This is a genomic window from Streptococcus infantis, from assembly GCF_047463175.1.
GTDB lineage: Bacteria > Bacillota > Bacilli > Lactobacillales > Streptococcaceae > Streptococcus > Streptococcus infantis_AC.
The window spans coordinates 183,506-202,824 of record NZ_JASHEJ010000002.1 but is presented as its reverse complement, the minus strand read 5'-3'; the positions used below and the strand labels follow the sequence as shown (position 1 = coordinate 202,824).

General features: G+C 40.3%; 20 protein-coding genes. 18 read left to right on the top strand and 2 right to left on the bottom strand.

Annotation, left to right across the window (positions count from 1 at the left end; all coding sequences use genetic code 11):
• Positions 1-89 precede the first annotated feature (89 nt).
• Genes clpX through whiA form a run of 6 tightly spaced genes read left to right on the top strand, consistent with a single transcriptional unit; the run spans position 90 to position 5,132 of the window.
• Positions 90-1,322, top strand: a complete 1,233-nt coding sequence (gene clpX, locus QM859_RS04790) for an ATP-dependent Clp protease ATP-binding subunit ClpX (RefSeq protein ID WP_247912698.1) — start codon at positions 90-92, stop codon at positions 1,320-1,322.
• A gap of 8 nt (positions 1,323-1,330) precedes the next feature.
• Positions 1,331-1,918, top strand: a complete 588-nt coding sequence (yihA, locus tag QM859_RS04785) for a ribosome biogenesis GTP-binding protein YihA/YsxC (RefSeq protein WP_049494688.1) — start codon at positions 1,331-1,333, stop codon at positions 1,916-1,918.
• 9 nt (positions 1,919-1,927) lie between these two features.
• Positions 1,928-2,308 carry a RidA family protein gene (locus QM859_RS04780; protein WP_001140424.1) on the top strand — a complete coding sequence of 127 codons (381 nt, stop codon included), beginning with the start codon at positions 1,928-1,930 and terminating at the stop codon, positions 2,306-2,308.
• A gap of 51 nt (positions 2,309-2,359) precedes the next feature.
• Complete coding sequence (rapZ, locus tag QM859_RS04775) at positions 2,360-3,250, top strand: RNase adapter RapZ (protein ID WP_070677118.1); 891 nt, start codon at positions 2,360-2,362, stop codon at positions 3,248-3,250.
• Positions 3,247-4,224 carry a YvcK family protein gene (locus QM859_RS04770; RefSeq protein WP_414262303.1) on the top strand — a complete coding sequence of 326 codons (978 nt, stop codon included), beginning with the start codon at positions 3,247-3,249 and terminating at the stop codon, positions 4,222-4,224. Before rapZ ends, QM859_RS04770 begins: the two co-directional genes overlap by 4 nt.
• The gene (whiA, locus tag QM859_RS04765) at positions 4,221-5,132 is read left to right on the top strand and encodes a DNA-binding protein WhiA (protein WP_414262302.1); all 912 of its coding nucleotides are present in this window, start codon (positions 4,221-4,223) and stop codon (positions 5,130-5,132) included. Before QM859_RS04770 ends, whiA begins: the two co-directional genes overlap by 4 nt.
• Before the next feature lie 32 nt (positions 5,133-5,164).
• On the opposite strand, the gene QM859_RS04760 is transcribed toward whiA, so the two are convergent.
• Positions 5,165-6,133 (bottom strand): NAD(P)/FAD-dependent oxidoreductase, encoded by a 969-nt coding sequence (locus QM859_RS04760; protein ID WP_414262301.1) that lies wholly within the window; start codon positions 6,131-6,133, stop codon positions 5,165-5,167.
• A gap of 132 nt (positions 6,134-6,265) precedes the next feature.
• Between QM859_RS04760 and cdaA the strand changes: the two genes are divergently transcribed.
• The 12 genes from cdaA (at position 6,266) to QM859_RS04700 (ending at position 17,726) form a co-directional block, all read left to right on the top strand.
• A complete protein-coding gene (gene cdaA, locus QM859_RS04755) occupies positions 6,266-7,123 on the top strand; it encodes a diadenylate cyclase CdaA (protein ID WP_070677122.1) in 858 nt (285 codons plus the stop codon).
• A complete protein-coding gene (locus tag QM859_RS04750) occupies positions 7,110-7,889 on the top strand; it encodes a CdaR family protein (protein WP_414262300.1) in 780 nt (259 codons plus the stop codon). The genes cdaA and QM859_RS04750 overlap by 14 nt, the downstream gene beginning before the upstream one ends.
• 32 nt (positions 7,890-7,921) lie before the next feature.
• Positions 7,922-9,271: a phosphoglucosamine mutase gene (gene glmM / locus QM859_RS04745; protein ID WP_414262299.1), complete on the top strand. Its 1,350-nt coding sequence runs from the start codon at positions 7,922-7,924 to the stop codon at positions 9,269-9,271.
• Between the two features lie 66 nt (positions 9,272-9,337).
• The gene (locus QM859_RS04740) at positions 9,338-9,712 is read left to right on the top strand and encodes a DUF1149 family protein (RefSeq protein ID WP_004252208.1); all 375 of its coding nucleotides are present in this window, start codon (positions 9,338-9,340) and stop codon (positions 9,710-9,712) included.
• Positions 9,713-9,716: 4 nt separating this feature from the next.
• Positions 9,717-10,565, top strand: coding sequence for a DegV family protein (locus tag QM859_RS04735; RefSeq protein ID WP_414262298.1), 849 nt, complete (start codon positions 9,717-9,719; stop codon positions 10,563-10,565).
• A 263-nt stretch (positions 10,566-10,828) separates the two neighbouring features.
• The gene (gene dapB, locus QM859_RS04730; protein ID WP_414262297.1) at positions 10,829-11,596 is read left to right on the top strand and encodes a 4-hydroxy-tetrahydrodipicolinate reductase; all 768 of its coding nucleotides are present in this window, start codon (positions 10,829-10,831) and stop codon (positions 11,594-11,596) included.
• Positions 11,593-12,792, top strand: a complete 1,200-nt coding sequence (locus QM859_RS04725; protein WP_414262296.1) for a CCA tRNA nucleotidyltransferase — start codon at positions 11,593-11,595, stop codon at positions 12,790-12,792. Before dapB ends, QM859_RS04725 begins: the two co-directional genes overlap by 4 nt.
• On the top strand, positions 12,789-14,657 hold the full coding sequence (locus QM859_RS04720; protein WP_414262295.1) for an ABC-F family ATP-binding cassette domain-containing protein: 1,869 nt from the start codon (positions 12,789-12,791) through the stop codon (positions 14,655-14,657). The genes QM859_RS04725 and QM859_RS04720 overlap by 4 nt, the downstream gene beginning before the upstream one ends.
• Entirely contained in the window at positions 14,657-15,250 is a 594-nt protein-coding gene (locus QM859_RS04715; protein ID WP_414262294.1) for a hypothetical protein, read from the top strand. The genes QM859_RS04720 and QM859_RS04715 overlap by 1 nt, the downstream gene beginning before the upstream one ends.
• Positions 15,251-15,391: 141 nt before the next feature.
• Entirely contained in the window at positions 15,392-15,904 is a 513-nt protein-coding gene (locus QM859_RS04710; protein WP_004252220.1) for an adenine phosphoribosyltransferase, read from the top strand.
• A gap of 194 nt (positions 15,905-16,098) precedes the next feature.
• Positions 16,099-17,043, top strand: a complete 945-nt coding sequence (gene metA / locus QM859_RS04705; RefSeq protein ID WP_414262293.1) for a homoserine O-acetyltransferase MetA — start codon at positions 16,099-16,101, stop codon at positions 17,041-17,043.
• An 8-nt stretch (positions 17,044-17,051) separates the two neighbouring features.
• On the top strand, positions 17,052-17,726 hold the full coding sequence (locus QM859_RS04700; RefSeq protein WP_004252223.1) for a DnaD domain-containing protein: 675 nt from the start codon (positions 17,052-17,054) through the stop codon (positions 17,724-17,726).
• A 47-nt stretch (positions 17,727-17,773) separates the two neighbouring features.
• Here QM859_RS04700 and QM859_RS04695 read toward each other — a convergent pair whose 3' ends face one another.
• The gene (locus QM859_RS04695) at positions 17,774-19,225 is read right to left on the bottom strand and encodes an alpha-amylase (RefSeq protein WP_414262292.1); all 1,452 of its coding nucleotides are present in this window, start codon (positions 19,223-19,225) and stop codon (positions 17,774-17,776) included.
• Positions 19,226-19,319 lie beyond the last annotated feature (94 nt).

The window sequence follows — 19,319 nt, the reverse complement described above, 5'->3', positions numbered from 1 at the left end:
TAATGCTTTTACAAACTTGGTAAATAGCATTCATGCTTTTTATATGACCTTATTTTAGATAGAATGAATAGTTAGAACGGAAGGGAATCATGTCTACAAATAGGAAAAATGATATGATGGTTTATTGCTCATTTTGTGGCAAAAGCCAAGAAGAAGTTAAAAAAATAATTGCTGGGAACAATGCCTTTATCTGTAATGAATGTGTGGAGTTGGCCCAGGAAATTATTCGTGAGGAGTTGGCTGAGGAAGTTTTGGCGGACTTGTCTGAGGTACCAAAACCAATCGAACTCCTAAACATTTTGAACCACTATGTGATTGGCCAAGATCGTGCTAAACGTGCTTTGGCAGTGGCTGTATATAACCACTACAAACGCATCAATTTCCATGACACTCGTGAAGAGACTGAAGATGTTGATTTGCAAAAGTCAAACATTCTAATGATTGGCCCAACTGGATCAGGGAAGACTTTCCTTGCTCAAACTCTTGCTAGAAGTTTGAATGTACCATTTGCTATAGCGGATGCAACAGCTCTTACTGAAGCTGGCTATGTGGGTGAGGACGTTGAAAATATCCTCCTCAAACTTTTGCAGGCAGCTGATTTTAACATTGAACGCGCAGAACGTGGGATTATCTATGTCGATGAGATTGACAAGATTGCTAAGAAGAGTGAGAATGTTTCTATCACACGTGATGTTTCTGGTGAAGGTGTGCAACAAGCCCTTCTCAAGATTATCGAAGGAACTGTAGCTAGCGTACCTCCTCAGGGTGGACGTAAACATCCACAACAAGAAATGATTCAAGTGGACACTAAGAACATCCTCTTCATTGTAGGTGGTGCCTTCGATGGAATCGAAGAAATTGTCAAACAGCGTTTGGGTGAAAAAGTCATTGGTTTCGGACAAAACAACAAGGCCATTGACGAAAACAGCTCTTATATGCAAGAAATCATCGCAGAAGATATTCAAAAATTCGGAATTATTCCTGAGTTGATTGGACGCTTGCCCGTTTTTGCAGCTCTGGAGCAGTTGACCGTAGATGATTTGGTCCGTATCTTGAAAGAGCCAAGAAATGCCTTGGTTAAACAATACCAGACCTTGCTTTCATATGACGATGTTGAGCTTGAATTTGACGATGAAGCACTTCAGGAAATTGCCAACAAAGCCATCGAACGTAAAACTGGTGCCCGTGGTCTTCGCTCAATCATCGAAGAAACCATGCTAGATGTTATGTTTGAAGTTCCAAGTCAAGAAAATGTGAAAACTGTCCGTATCACAAAAGAAGCAGTTGATGGAACAGCTAAGCCAATCCTAGAGACAGCCTAGAGGTGACTATGGAAATCAATACACACAATGCCGAGATTTTGCTGAGTGCAGCTAACAAGTCCCACTATCCGCAGGATGAACTTCCAGAGATAGCTCTTGCAGGTCGCTCAAATGTTGGTAAATCTAGTTTTATCAATACCATGCTCAATCGAAAAAATCTAGCTCGCACCTCTGGAAAACCAGGAAAAACACAACTGCTTAATTTCTTTAATATTGATGATAAGATGCGCTTTGTGGACGTGCCTGGTTACGGTTATGCTCGCGTTTCCAAAAAGGAACGTGAAAAGTGGGGGCGCATGATTGAGGAGTACCTAACGACTCGTGAAAATCTTCGAGCAGTGGTTAGTCTCGTTGACCTTCGTCATGATCCGTCAGCAGATGATGTACAGATGTACGAATTTCTTAAATATTATGAGATTCCTGTCATCATTGTGGCGACCAAGGCAGACAAGATTCCGCGTGGTAAATGGAACAAGCACGAATCAGCTATTAAAAAGAAATTAAACTTTGATCCAAGTGATGATTTCATCCTCTTTTCATCCGTTACAAAAGCAGGAATGGACCAGGCTTGGGATGCTATTTTAGAAAAATTGTGAGGAATACATATGGCAAAAACAATTCATACAGATAAAGCTCCAAAGGCAATCGGACCTTATGTTCAAGGAAAAATCGTTGGGAACCTTTTGTTTGCTAGCGGTCAAGTTCCTTTATCTCCTGAAACTGGAGAAATCGTAGGAGAAACGATCCAAGAACAGACTGAACAAGTTTTGAAAAACATTGGAGCTATTTTGGCAGAAGCAGGCACAGATTTTGACCATGTTGTTAAAACGACTTGTTTCTTGAGCGATATGAACGACTTTGTACCTTTCAATGAGGTATACCAAACAGCCTTTAACAAGGAATTTCCAGCTCGTTCAGCTGTGGAAGTGGCTCGTCTTCCTCGCGATGTAAAAGTCGAAATTGAAGTCATCGCAGAGATTGGATAAGCGAGTTGAAGTTTGGTTCTTCCAAACTTCTTTTGATATAAGGAGACTATGATGACAATGAAACAACTTCACCTGGTGATTGTAACAGGGATGAGTGGTGCAGGGAAAACTGTAGCCATTCAATCCTTTGAAGATTTAGGGTATTTTACGATTGATAATATGCCACCAGCTCTCTTGCCAAAGTTTTTGCAGTTGGTAGAGACTAAGGATGACGACCACAAGTTAGCCCTAGTGGTGGATATGCGAAGTCGCTCTTTCTTCTCAGAGATTCAGGCTGTCTTGGATGAATTGGAAAACCAAGATGATCTTGACTTCAAGATTCTCTTTTTGGATGCGGCTGATAAGGAATTGGTAGCACGTTATAAGGAAACTAGAAGAAGTCACCCTCTAGCAGCTGATGGTCGTATCTTGGACGGTATCAAGCTGGAACGTGAACTCTTGGCTCCATTAAAAAACATGAGCCAAAATGTGGTTGACACAACAGAGTTAACTCCTCGTGAACTTCGCAAGACTATTGCAGAGCAATTTTCGGACCAAGAACAAACGCAGTCTTTCCGTATCGAGGTCATGTCATTTGGGTTTAAATACGGCATTCCAATTGATGCCGATTTGGTATTTGATGTTCGCTTTTTACCAAACCCATACTATTTGCCAGAACTTCGTAATCAGACAGGTGAGGACCAGGCAGTTTATGACTATGTCATGAACCATGAAGAATCTGAAGATTTTTACCGTCATTTGTTAGCCTTGGTTGAACCAATCCTACCAGGCTATAAAAAAGAAGGCAAATCAGTCTTAACTATTGCGATTGGTTGTACTGGTGGCCAACACCGAAGTGTTGCTTTTGCCAAGCGTTTAGCGAATGACCTATCTAAAAGTTGGCCTGTAAATGAAAGTCATCGTGATAAAGACCGAAGAAAGGAAACGGTAAACCGTTCATGAGAAAACCCAAAATTACGGTAATTGGTGGAGGAACCGGAATCCCTGTTATTTTAAATAGTCTACGGGAAAAAGACGTCGAAATTGCAGCCATAGTAACCGTTGCGGATGATGGTGGTTCTTCAGGTGAATTGCGTAAGAATATTCAACAGTTGACACCTCCAGGGGATTTACGTAATGTCCTTGTGGCCATGTCAGATATGCCAAAATTCTATGAAAAGGTCTTTCAATACCGTTTTTCAGAGGATGCAGGTGCTTTTGCTGGTCATCCATTAGGAAACATTATCATAGCTGGATTATCTGAAATGCAGGGTTCGACCTATAATGCCATGCAGTTGCTGAGTAAATTCTTCCATACTACAGGAAAGATTTTCCCATCAAGTGATCATCCTTTGACACTCCATGCTGTTTTTAAAGATGGTTCAGAAGTAGCTGGGGAAAGTCACATTGCAGATCATCCAGGTATGATTGACCATGTCTATGTGACAAATACTCTAGATGATAAAAAGCCACAGGCAAGTCGCAGAGTTGTCAATACCATTCTTCAGAGTGATATGATTGTCTTGGGTCCAGGCTCCCTCTTTACTTCGATTTTACCTAATATCGTCATCGAAGAAATCGGTCAGGCTCTTCTAGAGACTAAGGCAGAGATTGCCTATGTCTGCAATATTATGACCCAACGTGGAGAAACGGAGCATTTCTCAGATAGTGATCACGTAGAAGTCTTACATCGTCATTTGGGCCGTCCATTTATCGATACTGTCCTTGTTAACATCGAAAAGGTTCCGAGGGACTATATGGATACCAACCGTTTTGATGAGTATTTGGTGCAGGTTGAGCATGATTTTGAAGGTTTGCGTAAGCAAGTCCCACGTGTCATTTCATCCAACTTTCTACGCTTGGAAAATGGGGGAGCCTTTCACGATGGTGATTTAATCGTAGATGAGCTTATGCGGATCATACAGGTGAGAAAATGAGTTTTACAGTAGCAGTAAAAGAAGAAATTTTAAGTCAGCACCACCTGAGTCGTCATGAATTGTCAGCTATTATCAAGATGTCTGGTAGTATTGGTTTATCGAGCTCTGGTTTGACCTTGTCCGTCATCACAGAAAATGCTAAGTTGGCTCGTCATCTCTATGAATCTTTCTTGCACTTTTACGGCATCAAGTCTGAGATTCGTCACCACCAGAGAAGTAATCTACGGAAAAATCGCGTCTATACTGTATTTACAGATGAGCGTGTTCAAGAACTTTTAGCTGATTTGCGTTTGGCCGATTCTTTCTTTGGCTTGGAAACTGGGATTGATCCAGAGATTTTAGGAGATGAGGAAGCAGGTCGTGCCTATCTCTGTGGGGCATTTTTAGCAAATGGGAGCATTAGAGATCCCGAGTCAGGCAAATATCAGTTGGAAATTAGTTCGGTTTATGTAGATCACGCCCAAGGGATTGCTTCGCTCTTGCAGCAGTTCTTGCTAGATGCAAAGGTTATCGAACGAAAAAAAGGCGCAGTGACCTATCTTCAGCGAGCTGAAGATATTATGGATTTTCTGATTTTAGTGGGAGCCATGGAGGCGAGAGATACTTTTGAAGGCGTCAAGATTCTTCGAGAAACTCGGAATGATCTCAATCGTGCTAATAATGCAGAGACAGCAAATATCGCTCGTACGGTTTCTGCGAGTATGAAAACAATCAACAATATCAGTAAAATCAAAGATAGAATTGGCTTGGATAATCTTCCAGCAGATTTGCAGGAAGTAGCACATTTGCGTATTCAACATCCGGACTACTCTATCCAGCAATTGGCAGACAGTTTGACAAATCCACTCACAAAAAGTGGTGTCAATCATCGACTGAGAAAGATTAATAAAATTGCTGATGAACTATAAAACCACGAATTCAAGGATTCGTGGTTTTTTTCTTATAAACTTGTTGAATGTTTTGGTTGTACTTTTTGTTGAGGGTCGATGTAGTTAATGGCATTGTTGACAGCAGTTGGTGCTTCACCAAGACCTGTTGCAATCAAGTCAATCTTACCATCGTAGTAGCAGCAGTCACCGATAGCGTAAATTCCAGCTTGGCTTGATTCTTGCTTGCTATTGACGATAATCTTGTGACGGTTAAGGTCAAGTCCCCAGTTTTTAAGATTACCAACTGATGATTTGAAGCCATAGTTGACAAAGAGGTGGTCGAGTTCAATAGTTTCGGTCTCATCGGATTTGACTTTTGTGATTTCAAGCTTGTCAAGAGTTTTTCCATCTCCAAGAAGTTGACTTGGCACAAATGGTGTTTTGATGCTAACAGATGATTCTTGAAGAGCTTGGACACTATGTTCAAGCGCACGGAAGTTGTCTCGACGGTGAACAAGTGTAGTTGGAGCAATCTTTTCAAAAGCTAAGGCCCAGTCCACAGCAGAGTCTCCTCCACCCAGGATGGTTACTTTCTTGCCAGCATATTGCTGAATGTTAGAAACGTGGTAGTGGATATTTTCATAATTATCAACACCATCCAATTCAAGTGGACGCGGTTTAAAGGCACCTCCACCCATAGCGATAATGACAGCTTTACTACTATGAATACCTTTAGTAGTTGTTATCTTAAAAACATCATTCTCTTTTTCAATGTCAAGAACAGTTTCATTGAGATGTGCTGGTGTATCAAAACCTTTTAGTTGTTCTAAGAGGCGATTAGTTAGTTCTTCACCAGTGAGATTTGGGAAACCTGGGACATCAAGAATTTGTTTTTCAGGATAAAGAATGGCAGGTTGGCCACCTAATTGAGGAAGAGAGTCAATGATTTGTACTTTAGCTTGACGTAAATTTGCATAAAAGGCTGCGAAAAGACCAACTGGGCCACCCCCTATGATGGTGATATCATATAATTCAGACATGGTTTCTCCTTATTTCATTTTTATCATTTTATTCTATCATATTTTCTACCAATTTAAAATGAGGTAGGGGGGAGAAAATTTCCATTAAAAATGGTATAATGAAGAGAAGCTTTTTTGGAGAGGGGACACAGGATGAATTTTCAGCAATTATCTAATCTTCAATACTGGTCTAGTTTGTTTTCCAGTCCTTGGAGTATTGCGATAAATGTGATTGATATTCTAATCGTCGCTTATATCTTATATCAATTTACAAAATCAATTGCAGGAACCAAGATTATGATTCTGGTTCGAGGCGTTTTAGTTTTTATCTTAGCTCAGATTGCGGCTAATTTTTTAGGCTTGACGACTATTTCCTGGTTGATTAACCAATTGATTACCTATGGAGTTATCGCAGCGGTTGTTATCTTTTCTCCAGAAATTCGGACAGGTTTGGAACGATTAGGTCGAGCTACGGACTTCTTTTCAAATACTCCTATGAGTTCAGAGGAGCAGATGGTACAAGCTTTTGTAAAATCGGTTGAGTATATGAGCCCGCGAAAGATTGGAGCTTTGGTAGCTGTTCAACGTGTGAGAACCTTGCAGGAGTACATCGTTACAGGAATTTCTTTGGATGCTAAGATTTCTGCTGAGTTATTAATTAACATCTTTATCCCTAATACGCCTCTCCATGACGGTGCAGTCATTATCAGTGGAGATCGGATTGCAGTAACTTCTGCCTATTTACCACTGACTGAAAACACAGGTATTTCCAAAGAGTTCGGAACTCGTCACCGTGCAGCCATAGGTTTATCAGAAGTTTCAGATGCCCTTACTTTTGTTGTATCTGAAGAAACTGGAGGTATATCTATCACCTATAACGGTGTCTTCAAACATGATCTAAGTTTGGAAGAATTCGAGGAAGAACTACGTCGTATTCTGATACCTAAGGATGAACAAGAACTAAGCTTAAAAGAACGTCTATTAGGAGGCTGGAATAATGAAAAGAAATAGTCTTTATATCATCTCCTCACTCCTCTTTGCATGTGTCCTGTTTATCTATGCAACATCAATCAATTATCAAAACAATACCAACGCAAGACAAACTAAAACTGAAACCTATACCAATACAGTAGTCAATGTACCGATTGATATTCAGTATGATAGTGAGCAATATTTTATCAGTGGTTTCAGCTCAGAAGTAACGGTATTTTTGACGGGTTCGAATCGAGTCACCTTGGCTAGTGAGATGCAAGAGAGCACTCGTAAATTTAAAGTGACTGCTGATTTGACCCAGGCTACAGAAGGAACGATTGAAGTTCCCTTGACCATTGAAAATCTTCCAAGTGGTTTGACAGCTGTAGCAACACCACAAAAAATTACAGTCAAGATTGGTAAGAAAGTTACTCGAGATAATGTACCTGTTATCCCTCAAATTGATTCTAGTCAAATTGATGAGAAGATTATAATCGAACGTGTGACTGTTTCTGATGAAAAAGTTTCAGTAACTAGTGATGCGGATACACTATCTAAGATTGATCGGATTGTTGCAGTTTTACCAACGAGTGAACAGATTACAGGGAACTATTCTGGATCAGTTCCTTTGCAAGCTGTTGATAAAAATGGAGCTGTCTTACCAACAGTGATTACACCTTTTGAAACTACTATGAAAGTAACGACCAAAGCTGTAAGAACAACAAGTAGCACAACCACAACAAGTAATACTTCATCTACTGAAAACTCTTCAACGACAGCAGAAGAGACGAAGTCAGAATCTTAAAATAAACATTATACTATAAAAGGAATGATAAAATGGGTAAATATTTTGGAACGGACGGAGTCCGTGGAGAAGCAAACGTAGAATTAACGCCAGAATTGGCCTTTAAATTGGGTCGCTTTGGAGGATATGTCCTCAGTCAACATGCGACAGAAGCGCCTAAGGTTTTTGTTGGACGTGACACTCGTATCTCAGGTCAAATGCTAGAAGCAGCTTTGATTGCAGGCCTCCTTTCAGTCGGAATTCACGTTTATAAGCTTGGAGTACTTGCTACGCCAGCAGTAGCATATTTGGTGAAAACTGAAGGAGCGAGCGCAGGTGTCATGATTTCAGCTAGCCACAACCCAGCCCTTGATAACGGGATTAAATTCTTTGGTGGAGATGGCTTTAAGCTAGACGATGAAAAAGAAGCAGAAATCGAAGCCTTGCTTGACGCCAGTGAAGATACTCTCCCACGTCCAAGTGCTGAAGGATTAGGTACTGTTGTTGATTACCCAGAAGGATTACGCAAGTATGAAGCCTACCTGGTTTCAACTGGAACAGCTCTTGAAGGGATGAAGGTAGCCTTGGATACTGCAAATGGAGCAGCTTCTACAAGTGCTCGTCAAATTTTTGCAGATTTGGGTGCTCAAATCACTATCATTGGAGAAACTCCAGATGGTTTGAACATTAACTTGAATGTTGGTTCGACTCATCCAGAAGCCTTGCAAGAACTTGTCAAAGAAAGTCAATCTGCTATTGGTTTAGCCTTTGATGGGGACAGCGATCGTTTGATTGCAGTAGATGAAAACGGTGAGATTGTCGACGGTGATAAGATTATGTATATCATCGGTAAATACCTTTCTGAAAAAGGTCAATTGGCACAAAATACAATTGTAACAACAGTTATGTCCAACCTTGGTTTCCATAAAGCCTTGGATCGTGAAGGCATTAATAAAGCTGTTACTGCTGTTGGAGACCGCTATGTCGTTGAAGAAATGAGAAAATCAGGTTACAATCTCGGTGGAGAGCAGTCAGGTCACGTTATCTTGATGGACTACAATACAACTGGTGATGGTCAACTTTCAGCAGTTCAATTGACTAAGATTATGCAAGAAACAGGTAAGAGCTTGTCTCAGCTAGCTTCAGAAGTGACGATTTACCCACAAAAATTGGTTAATATCCGTGTGGAAAACACCATGAAAGACAAAGCCATGGAAGTACCAGCTATCAAGGCTATTATCGATAAGATGGAAGAAGAGATGGCAGGTAACGGACGTATTCTCGTTCGCCCAAGTGGAACTGAGCCACTCTTGCGAGTCATGGCTGAAGCACCAACAACTGAAGAAGTAGATTACTATGTGGATACCATTGCTGAAGTTGTGAAAGCAGAAATCGGAATTTAGGAAAGTTAGCAGAAAATAAGAAAATATGTTACAATGTCAAAGTAAATTGTAACCATGGAGAATATGATGAATTTAAAACGTGAACAAGAATTTGTTAGTCAGTATCACTTTGATGCGCGTAATTTTGAATGGGAAAATGAGAACGGAATTCCTGAAACAAAGGTTGATGTGAACTTCCAACTACTTCAACATGACCAAGAAAATCAGGTGACTTCTCTCGTAGTTGTTTTAAGCTTTATGATTGTCTTTGATAAATTTGTTATCAGTGGTACTATTTCTCAAGTGAACCATGTTGAAGGTCGTATCGTAGATCAACCAAGTGACTTTAGTCAAGAAGAAGTTGAGACGCTTGCTCGTCCTTCTTTGGATATGCTAAACCGTTTGACTTATGAAGTGACGGAAATTGCACTAGACTTACCAGGAATTAATTTGGAGTTTTAAAAGAATGAAATTAGCGGTCATAACAGACTCATCTGCTTTTCTACAAGCGGAAACCTTGCGGAAAGAAGATTTATTTATGCTTGATATTCCTGTGAATATCGACGGACAGGAGTATGTTGAAGGTGTAAATCTAACCGCTCAAGAATTTTATGAAAAAATGGCTCGTTCATCTGAACTACCTAAAACAAGTCAACCAAGTATTGCAAAGTTGGATGAAATTTTATCATCATTAAAAGAAAAAGGCTATACTCATGTTTTGGGTCTCTTCCTATCTTCTGGAATCTCAGGATTTCACCAGAATATCCAGTATATGACGGATGAGTTCGAAGATTTAACCATTGCTTTTCCTGATACTCGCATTACAAGTGCGCCCCTAGGATTTATGGTGGAAAGTGTGTTTCAATGGTCTGATCAGGGAGATGATTTCCAGTCTATACTAGACAAGTTAACGGAACAGATTGAAAATACTTCTGCCTTTATCATGGTAGACGACCTTGATCATCTGGTTAAAGGTGGTCGTTTATCAAATGGCGCAGCTATTTTAGGGAATCTTCTTAGCATTAAACCAATTCTATATTTCAATGACCAAGGTGTTATCGAAGTTTATGAGAAGGTTCGTACAGAGAAGAAAGCAACAAAACGTTTGGTTGAAATTGTCAAAGAAGTAACAAGTAATGGAAATTATCAGATTACTGTAATTCATGGGAATGCTCCTCAAAAAGCAGCAGACTTGCGTCAGCTTTTGTTAGACGGCGGAGTAGCTACAGACATTTCAATCGCAACCTTCGGTAGTGTCATCGGGACTCACCTTGGAGAAGGAAGTATTGCTTTAGGTTATACACCAATCGTCTAAATTGTTCTTGCAGGCTTTGTATCTTAAAATTGAACACGGACTATCTGCCTCTTGAAAAAAGATGCCTGTCTTGCCTTTCGTGGAAAGTCAGCGCCATTCCCTATTTTTCATGGGCAGCTAACGTCCTTTGTATCTTAGCAATTGAACACGCCTGGAACCCTGTGTGAAAAAGATAGTTCTTCCAAGGAGTATCTACTCCTTGATTAGAACTCCTATTTTCACTTTGTGTTCTTGCAGGCTTTGTATCTTAAATAGGAGTAAAGATGAGTATTCGAGTGATTATTGCTGGTTTTAAGGGAAGAATGGGGCAATCTGCTTGTCAGATGGTTTTGTCTAATCCTGAACTTGAACTAGTAGCTGTTTTGGATCCTTTTGAGTCTGCATCTGAATGGCAAGGAATTCCAGTATTCAATGATAAAAATGCCTTAGCAGGCTTTGATGCCCATGTTTGGGTAGACTTTACTACACCAGCTGTCGCCTATGAGAATACACGATTTGCTCTTGAAAATGGCTTTGCTCCAGTAGTAGGAACGACAGGTTTCACCAGTCAAGAAATCGAAGAATTAAAAGAATTGTCTCGTTCCAAAGGATTGGGGGGCTTAATTGCTCCTAACTTTGCCTTGGGTGCTGTCTTACTCATGCAATTTGCGGCACAGGCAGCTAAATACTTCCCAAATGTGGAGATTATTGAACTTCACCATGACAAGAAAAAAGATGCGCCGAGCGGGACAGCTATTAAAACAGCTGAGTTGATGGCTCAAGTTCGTGAGTCTATTCAACAAGGTGCTTGTGATGAGGAAGAACTCATTGCGGGAGCACGTGGAGCTAATTTTGATGGTATGCGAATCCATTCGGTTCGTTTACCAGGTCTGGTAGCTCATCAAGAGGTCATTTTTGGAAATCAGGGAGAAGGATTGACTCTGCGTCATGACTCCTATGATCGTAGCTCCTTCATGACAGGGGTGAATTTGGGAATCAAAGAAGTTGTCAAGCGTCATGAGCTTGTCTATGGATTAGAACACTTACTATGAAATTAACAAAGATGCCTTCTGAATTTCAGAAGGCTTTACCAGTATTAGAAAAAATTAAAGAAGCAGGATTTGAGGCTTATTTTGTTGGTGGATCCGTTAGGGACGCCCTGCTAAATCGTACCATTCATGATGTGGACATCGCGACGTCCTCCTATCCAGAAGAAACCAAGCAGATTTTTCCACGGACAGCTGATATTGGCATTGAGCATGGAACTGTCTTGGTTTTAGATGGAGATGAAGAGTACGAAGTCACCACTTTTCGAACAGAGGATGTCTATGTAGACTATCGGAGACCAAGTTCAGTTTCTTTTGTTCGTTCACTCGAAGAAGATCTCAAACGCCGAGATTTCACAGTTAATGCCTTTGCCTTGGATGAGACAGGGGAAATCGTCGATTTATTTGATGGTCTCAAAGATTTAGAAAATCAGGTTCTGCGAGCTGTCGGTGTTGCTAGTGAACGTTTCAACGAAGACGCGCTACGCATCATGCGTGGCTTTCGTTTCCAAGCTAGTCTTGGTTTTGAACTCGAGCAAGAAACGTTTGAAGCGATGAAGGCCTTAACGCCACTCTTAGATAAAATCTCTGTGGAGCGCACCTTTGTCGAGTTTGATAAGCTTTTACTGGCTCCCTATTGGCAAGTAGGTTTATCATCTATGATTGAGAGTCAAGCTTATGATTATCTTCCAGATATGGTAGGCAGTCAGGAGAAACTCCAGTCTTTGTTTGATTTAGAAAAAGATTTTACTTTTGAATCTTCTGAGCAAGCTTGGGCAACACTTTTATGGGTTTTAGAAGTGGAAGATGCTCAACAATTTTTGAAACATTGGAAGACTTCACGCCAATTCGCCAAGCAGGTACAGGATTTGCTGTCTATTTTGGCTCTCCGAGAAAAAGGGGAGCTTGGTAGACGTGATTGTTACCGTTTTGATTTGGACTTGCTTTTACAGGCTGAAAATCTTCGCAGAGCTCAAGGGAAGGAAGTCAACCCACAAGCAATCACAGAAACCTACGAAAGCTTGACTATTCATGATAAGAAAGAAATGCAAATTAATGGTGGCATTCTCATCAAGGAATATGGCTATCATCCAGGTCCAGAATTAGGAGATGTTTTAGAGGAAATTGAGTACGCTATTGTGGATGGTAATCTAGATAATGAAGTGGAAGCCATTCATGCATACTTAAGGGAGAGAAAATGAGTGATTTTATCGTTGAAAAACTAAGCAAATCAGTTGGTGATAAGACTGTTTTTAAGGATATTTCTTTTATCATCCACGACTTAGATCGTATCGGTCTTATCGGTGTCAATGGAACTGGGAAAACGACCCTTCTAGATGTGCTTTCAGGTGTTTCAGGTTATGATGGCGATATTAGCCCTTTTTCAGCAAAGAGTGATTACAAGATTGGCTACCTGACTCAAAATCCCGATTTTGATGACAGCAAGACTGTCTTGGATACTGTCTTATCAAGTGATTTGAAGGAAATCCAGTTAATACGTGAGTATGAACTGCTCATACTTAACTATAGTGAGGACAAGCAGGCTCGTTTAGAACGGGTTATGGCGGAGATGGATTCCCTCCAAGCATGGGAAATCGAAAGTCAGGTCAAGACTGTTCTCAGTAAACTAGGCATTCAAGAATTATCAACTCCTGTTGGAGCTTTGTCGGGTGGTCTTCGTAGACGGGTTCAATTGGCGCAAGTGCTTTTAGGAAATCATGATCTCTTGCTTCTTGATGAGCCAACCAACCATCTGGACATTGCGACCATCGAGTGGCTGACACTTTTCTTGAAGAATTCCAAGAAGACCGTCCTCTTCATCACTCACGATCGCTATTTCCTGGATGCTCTTTCTACGCGAATTTTTGAATTGGATAGAGGTGGATTAACAGAGTATCAGGGGAATTACCAAGATTATGTTCGCCTCAAGGCTGAACAGGATGAGCGTGACGCAGCTCTTCTTCACAAAAAGGAACAACTTTACAAACAAGAATTAGCTTGGATGAGACGGCAACCGCAAGCTCGTGCGACCAAGCAACAAGCTCGTATCAATCGATTCCATGACTTGAAAAAGGAAGTTTCAGATACTAGCCTTGAGACAGACTTGAGCATGAATTTTGAAACTAGCCGTATCGGTAAAAAAGTTATCGAGTTTAAGGATGTTTCCTTTGCCTATGACGATAAACCGATTCTGAAACATTTTAATCTTTTGGTACAAGCCAAAGACCGTATCGGAATCGTTGGGGACAATGGTGTTGGGAAGTCAACCCTTCTTAACCTTATTGCAGGAAGACTTGAAGCGAGTGAAGGACAAGTTATCATCGGTGAAACAGTTCGTATTGCTTATTTCTCTCAACAAATCGAAGGTTTGGATGAAAGTAAGCGGGTTATCAATTACCTGCAGGAAGTGGCAGAAGAGGTTAAGACTAGCGGTGGTACTACGACATCCATTGCAGAATTATTAGAACAATTTCTCTTCCCACGCTCAACTCACGGCACCTTGATTGAGAAGCTGTCAGGTGGAGAGAAGAAGCGTCTGTACCTCCTCAAATTACTCCTTGAAAAACCCAATGTACTTCTCTTGGATGAACCAACAAATGACCTAGACATTGCGACCTTAACAGTTCTAGAAAATTTCTTACAAGGTTTTGCAGGACCAGTCTTGACAGTTAGTCACGATCGCTATTTCCTTGATAAGGTAGCAACTAAGATTCTTGCTTTTGAAGACGGGACCATCCGTCCTTTCTTTGGCCATTATACAGATTATCTAGATGAAAAGGCCTTTGAAGCAGAAGCAGTAACTCAAATCCAAAAGGCTGACAAGGAAAAAGTCGTCAAAGTCCGTGAAGAGAAGAAACGGATGACTTACCAAGAAAAGCAGGAATGGGCAAGTATTGAGGGTGACATCGAATCCTTGGAAAACCGCATCTCTTCTATAGAGGAAGAAATGCTAGCAAATGGGTCTGACTTTGGGAAACTAGCTACCCTTCAAAAAGAATTAGACGAGAAAAATGAAGACTTGCTGGAAAAATATGAACGCTATGAATATTTAAGTGAGTTAGTATAATGGAAGAAACAATTATTAAATGGAGTAGTAAGAAAATCGTTTTGAGCCTTATTCTTTATCTAATAGAATTGGCTCTTCTACTTTGGATTTTTTCGTTTTTGATGAGCTATCCCGAAGAAGCACCTGCGGGATTGGTGGCTTTAATTCTCTTTATTGGTTTCTTAATCATCATCGTTGGCTTCATTTTGTATCAACATTTGCGACGGCTTTTTTCTGATAAAGAGTATTTGAAATGTACGGCTCAAGGATTTTCCTATAAACCATATCCAAAGAAAGACTGGCAGTTTTATTCCTGGGGACAGGTAGAAAAGTTTGCTCTCACGAGAATTAAGGGTAGTAGAAATGCAAGGGATTTTTATATGATTGAGGTTCAGTTTTATGACAAGGAACTTTTAAAATCCAACTTTTTCTGGTATCGTCTTCGAAGTAGATTTACAAGTTCAAAACATTCTAACGTTTTGAAAATCCCAATCTATTTGCTGGATGTTGGCTTACCAAAGAGAGTATTTGAAACCATGTCCTACTTTGAGCGAGAGTGGCGCATCCAACAAAATCGTCAACGAAATCAAAGCTCTAAAAGCAAAAAGAAGTAAAGATTTCATTGAGCGAGAGAATCTCCGAATTTTATGAAGGGCTGAGGGGCTTTGGAACGATATTCCAAGGCTTCTTTCTATTTTGCTTTTCTAGGAATTATGGTATAATAAGGAGTAAAAACTTTAAAAGAAAGAAACGCTATGAACTTAAAAGATTACATTGCAAGTATTGAAAATTATCCACAAGAAGGAATTACTTTCCGTGATATCAGCCCATTGATGGCAGATGGAAATGCCTACAGTTATGCTGTTCGTGAAATTGTTCAATATGCTACTGACAAAAAGATTGATATGATCGTAGGGCCAGAAGCGCGTGGATTTATCGTTGGATGTCCAGTTGCTTTTGAGTTGGGAATTGGTTTTGCACCTGTACGTAAACCAGGGAAATTACCACGAGAAGTGATTTCAGCTGACTACGAAAAAGAATATGGTGTTGATACTTTGACCATGCACGCAGATGCTATCAAACCAGGTCAACGTGTTCTTATTGTAGATGACCTCTTGGCAACAGGTGGTACTGTTAAAGCGACAATCGAAATGATTGAGGAATTAGGTGGTGTCGTAGCTGGTTGTGCCTTCTTGATTGAGCTTGACGAGCTAAAAGGTCGTGAGGCAATCGGAGATTACGATTATAAAGTTTTGATGCATTATTAATGAAAAACAGTCCCTAGGGCTGTTTTCTCTTAATGATGATATAAAAAAAGGCTATATCTAGTTAGAGAAAAACTATAATTGAAAACTATATCTTCTTACAGTATAATAAAGGGAAGAAGTGTCATCAGCTGGATTTTTCCATTTGATGACAGTCAGGTTACTTGAGTCCAGTATGATACAGTTAGGAGATTTCCATGCCGATTCGAATTGATAAAAAATTACCAGCAGTTGAGATTTTACAAACAGAAAATATTTTCGTCATGGATGATCAACGGGCGGCTCATCAGGATATCCGACCCTTGAAAATTCTTATTTTAAATCTAATGCCGCAAAAGATTGTAACAGAAACTCAACTCTTAAGACATTTGGCCAATACTCCTCTGCAATTAGATATTGATTTCTTATATATGGAAAGTCACCAATCAAAAACAACTCGCTCAGAGCATATGGAGACTTTTTATAAGACCTTCTCGGAAGTCAAAGACGAGTATTTTGATGGCTTGATTATTACAGGAGCTCCAGTTGAGCACCTTCCATTTGAGGAGGTTGACTATTGGCAAGAGTTTACCCAAGTTATCGATTGGTCCAAGACCCATGTCTTTTCAACCCTGCATATCTGTTGGGGAGCACAGGCAGGTCTATACTATCGCTATGGTGTAGATAAATACCAGATGGAGCAGAAACTTTCTGGGATTTATCCTCAAGATGTTTTGAAAGAAGGTCATCTCCTATTGAGAGGCTTTGATGATTTATATGTATCCCCTCATTCTCGCCATACAGAAGTTCACAAAGAAGATATCCTGAATAAAACAAATCTAGAGATTTTAGCATCAGGAGAAGAGGTAGGAGTCTCTATCCTTGCGAGTCGAGATTTGAGAGAAGTATATAGCTTTGGGCATTTAGAGTATGATCGCGATACGCTTGCAAAGGAATATTTCAGAGATCTAGATGCTGGTTTAGATCCACATATACCAGAAAATTATTTCAAAAATGATGACATTCATGAACTCCCATGTATGAGGTGGAGTTCATCTGCAGCTCTCTTTTTCAGTAACTGGGTAAATTATGCAGTTTACCAAGAAACACCGTTTGAGTGGAAGAGTGCGGAAGATGATGTGTCTCATTTTGGATATTTATAAGAGGAATTATGACATATTTAGATGCTTTCAAATCAGGAAACTTAGTGTTACCGAGTGACCTGCTCTTACATTACAATCAACTGTTCTCGTCAAGCGATGATTTCTTGGTTTGGCAGTTCTTTTACCTACAGAATACAACGGCTTTAGGTGAATTGTCTCCAAGTCAGATTGCTGAAAAAATCGGCAAAAATGTCACTGAAGTCAATCAAGCTATTTCACGATTGACTGAGAAAGGGTTGCTTCAATACCGAACCATTGAACTGAATGGCGAAATAGAAGTAATCTTCGATGCAACTCTTGCCTTGGAGCGCTTAGATCAACTGTTTGAAAAACAAGCTCCAAACCAGGTGCAATCTGCTCCAAATGATTTAAAGAGCTTGGTAGATACTTTCCAACAGGAGCTAGGTCGTCTATTGAGCCCATTTGAAATTGAAGACTTGGAAAAGAGTTTGAAAGAAGACGGAACTAGTGCGGATTTGATAAAAGAAGCCTTACGAGAAGCTGTTCTAAATGGAAAACCAAATTGGAAATATATCCAAGCTATCCTACGAAACTGGCGTCATGAAGGGATTAGGAGTGTAGCCCAGGTAGAAGCGAAACGTCAAGAGAGAGAGGCAACAAACCCTCAAAATGTTCAGGTTTCATCTGATTTTAAAAATGCCATGGATCTATGGAAAGACTAATATTTAGTAATAAAAAAAACTTGCCTATGGCAAGTTTTTTTGTGTTCTTAATAAGTAAGTCCCCAAACACTTACAGAACGTTCAGCAACTGGGAACTCACCATATCCTTCAGCATTAATAGTCACTTGGTCTGAATGGTTGCCAAGCAAATCAACAAAAGTATGATCAGCCCATTCTGGACCTACAAACATGGTTTTGTAATTCTCTTGAGCGTTTGAGATAAGAATGGCAAGAGGCGATTGGTTGTCAGCTCCAGAACGAACCCAACCGATACAATTAGGGTCATCAAAGTAGTCCGTCTGTTCTCCATAAGCCAAATCTTTTCGGATAGCTAGCAGACAGTCAAGAACTTCTTTAAAATCTTGCTGAGCATATTGACCAGAGATACCATAGTAGTCTCCGTAAAAGACACAAGGGAGACCCTGCTCGCGTAAAAGAATAAGAGCATAGGCTGCTGGTTTAAACCATTCTTCTACAGTAGATTCTAAAGCTTGTCCTCGTTGAGTATCATGGTTTTCGACAAAGGTTACAGCCTTATCTGGTTTGATTTGAACCAGACTATCATTAAAGATGGTACGCAAATCGTAGTCTGCACCAGCTTGGCTTGCTTCAAAGAGATTCATATGGAGTCGGACATCGACAAGGTCAAAGCGCTCTTCAATCTTTTCGAGATAGTCAAGGTTGGCATCCTTATCTGGATTCCAGAATTCTCCAAAGACATAGAAGTCTTGTCCATATTTCTCTTTGATGTCACGAATGAAATTACGCATAAAGAAGGAATCGATATGCTTGACAGCATCTAAGCGAAAACCAGCTACGCCAGTCGTTTCCATGAACCAATCAGCCCAATCGTAGATATTTTGTATCACTTCAGGATGTTTAAAATCTAAGTCCGCATACATGAGGTAGTCATAGTTACCATTTTCGTTATCGACTAATTCTTCGTGGGCCCAGCCCTTATTATCTCCCTGGATAAGGTAAATACCAGACTTCCGTCTTTTGGCATCATAGTCAGTTCCAGTGAAATGGTACCAGTGCCAGTGGAAATCATTGTAGGTGTTTTGTCTTCCATCAAAAGTAAAGTTTGTCCAACCATTGATGGTAAAAGGTTCTCCAAGTTCAATTGTGCGATCTTCTGGGTCGACTTCAATAACCTGGAAGGATTCTAAACGGTCTGCAGCTGCCTTGTGGTTTAAGACGACGTCAGCCATAGGTTGAATCCCATGTGATTTAAGTGTTTGAATGGCTTGAAGATAATCTTCTTTGAAACCGTACTTGGTACGCACAGTTCCTTTTTGGTCAAATTCACCGAGGTCAAAAAGGTCATAGACACCATAACCGACATCTTTTTCGTTGGTAGCTTTAAAGGCAGGTGGCATCCAGACGTGGCTAATCCCTAGATTTGCAAGGTGCTCAGCATCATCTGTAAGTCGCGTCCAGTGTTGTCCATCGTGGGGAAGGTACCACTCAAAATATTGCATTAGGGTTTGATTTTTCATAGATAGTCCTCATACTTAACAATTTGACAATCATTTTACCACAAAGCAAGCAAATGCGCAAACGTTTGCGCTACAAAAATAGACCTCAGGATGT

Bases quoted from the DNA above. Each gene is read 5' to 3' on its own strand.
- clpX (WP_247912698.1), top strand. From the start codon at position 90: ATGTCTACAAATAGGAAAAATGATATGATGGTTTATTGCTCATTTTGT.
- yihA (WP_049494688.1), top strand. From the start codon at position 1,331: ATGGAAATCAATACACACAATGCCGAGATTTTGCTGAGTGCAGCTAAC.
- QM859_RS04780 (WP_001140424.1), top strand. From the start codon at position 1,928: ATGGCAAAAACAATTCATACAGATAAAGCTCCAAAGGCAATCGGACCT.
- rapZ (WP_070677118.1), top strand. From the start codon at position 2,360: ATGACAATGAAACAACTTCACCTGGTGATTGTAACAGGGATGAGTGGT.
- QM859_RS04770 (WP_414262303.1), top strand. From the start codon at position 3,247: ATGAGAAAACCCAAAATTACGGTAATTGGTGGAGGAACCGGAATCCCT.
- whiA (WP_414262302.1), top strand. From the start codon at position 4,221: ATGAGTTTTACAGTAGCAGTAAAAGAAGAAATTTTAAGTCAGCACCAC.
- QM859_RS04760 (WP_414262301.1), bottom strand. From the start codon at position 6,133: ATGTCTGAATTATATGATATCACCATCATAGGGGGTGGCCCAGTTGGT.
- cdaA (WP_070677122.1), top strand. From the start codon at position 6,266: ATGAATTTTCAGCAATTATCTAATCTTCAATACTGGTCTAGTTTGTTT.
- QM859_RS04750 (WP_414262300.1), top strand. From the start codon at position 7,110: ATGAAAAGAAATAGTCTTTATATCATCTCCTCACTCCTCTTTGCATGT.
- glmM (WP_414262299.1), top strand. From the start codon at position 7,922: ATGGGTAAATATTTTGGAACGGACGGAGTCCGTGGAGAAGCAAACGTA.
- QM859_RS04740 (WP_004252208.1), top strand. From the start codon at position 9,338: ATGAATTTAAAACGTGAACAAGAATTTGTTAGTCAGTATCACTTTGAT.
- QM859_RS04735 (WP_414262298.1), top strand. From the start codon at position 9,717: ATGAAATTAGCGGTCATAACAGACTCATCTGCTTTTCTACAAGCGGAA.
- dapB (WP_414262297.1), top strand. From the start codon at position 10,829: ATGAGTATTCGAGTGATTATTGCTGGTTTTAAGGGAAGAATGGGGCAA.
- QM859_RS04725 (WP_414262296.1), top strand. From the start codon at position 11,593: ATGAAATTAACAAAGATGCCTTCTGAATTTCAGAAGGCTTTACCAGTA.
- QM859_RS04720 (WP_414262295.1), top strand. From the start codon at position 12,789: ATGAGTGATTTTATCGTTGAAAAACTAAGCAAATCAGTTGGTGATAAG.
- QM859_RS04715 (WP_414262294.1), top strand. From the start codon at position 14,657: ATGGAAGAAACAATTATTAAATGGAGTAGTAAGAAAATCGTTTTGAGC.
- QM859_RS04710 (WP_004252220.1), top strand. From the start codon at position 15,392: ATGAACTTAAAAGATTACATTGCAAGTATTGAAAATTATCCACAAGAA.
- metA (WP_414262293.1), top strand. From the start codon at position 16,099: ATGCCGATTCGAATTGATAAAAAATTACCAGCAGTTGAGATTTTACAA.
- QM859_RS04700 (WP_004252223.1), top strand. From the start codon at position 17,052: ATGACATATTTAGATGCTTTCAAATCAGGAAACTTAGTGTTACCGAGT.
- QM859_RS04695 (WP_414262292.1), bottom strand. From the start codon at position 19,225: ATGAAAAATCAAACCCTAATGCAATATTTTGAGTGGTACCTTCCCCAC.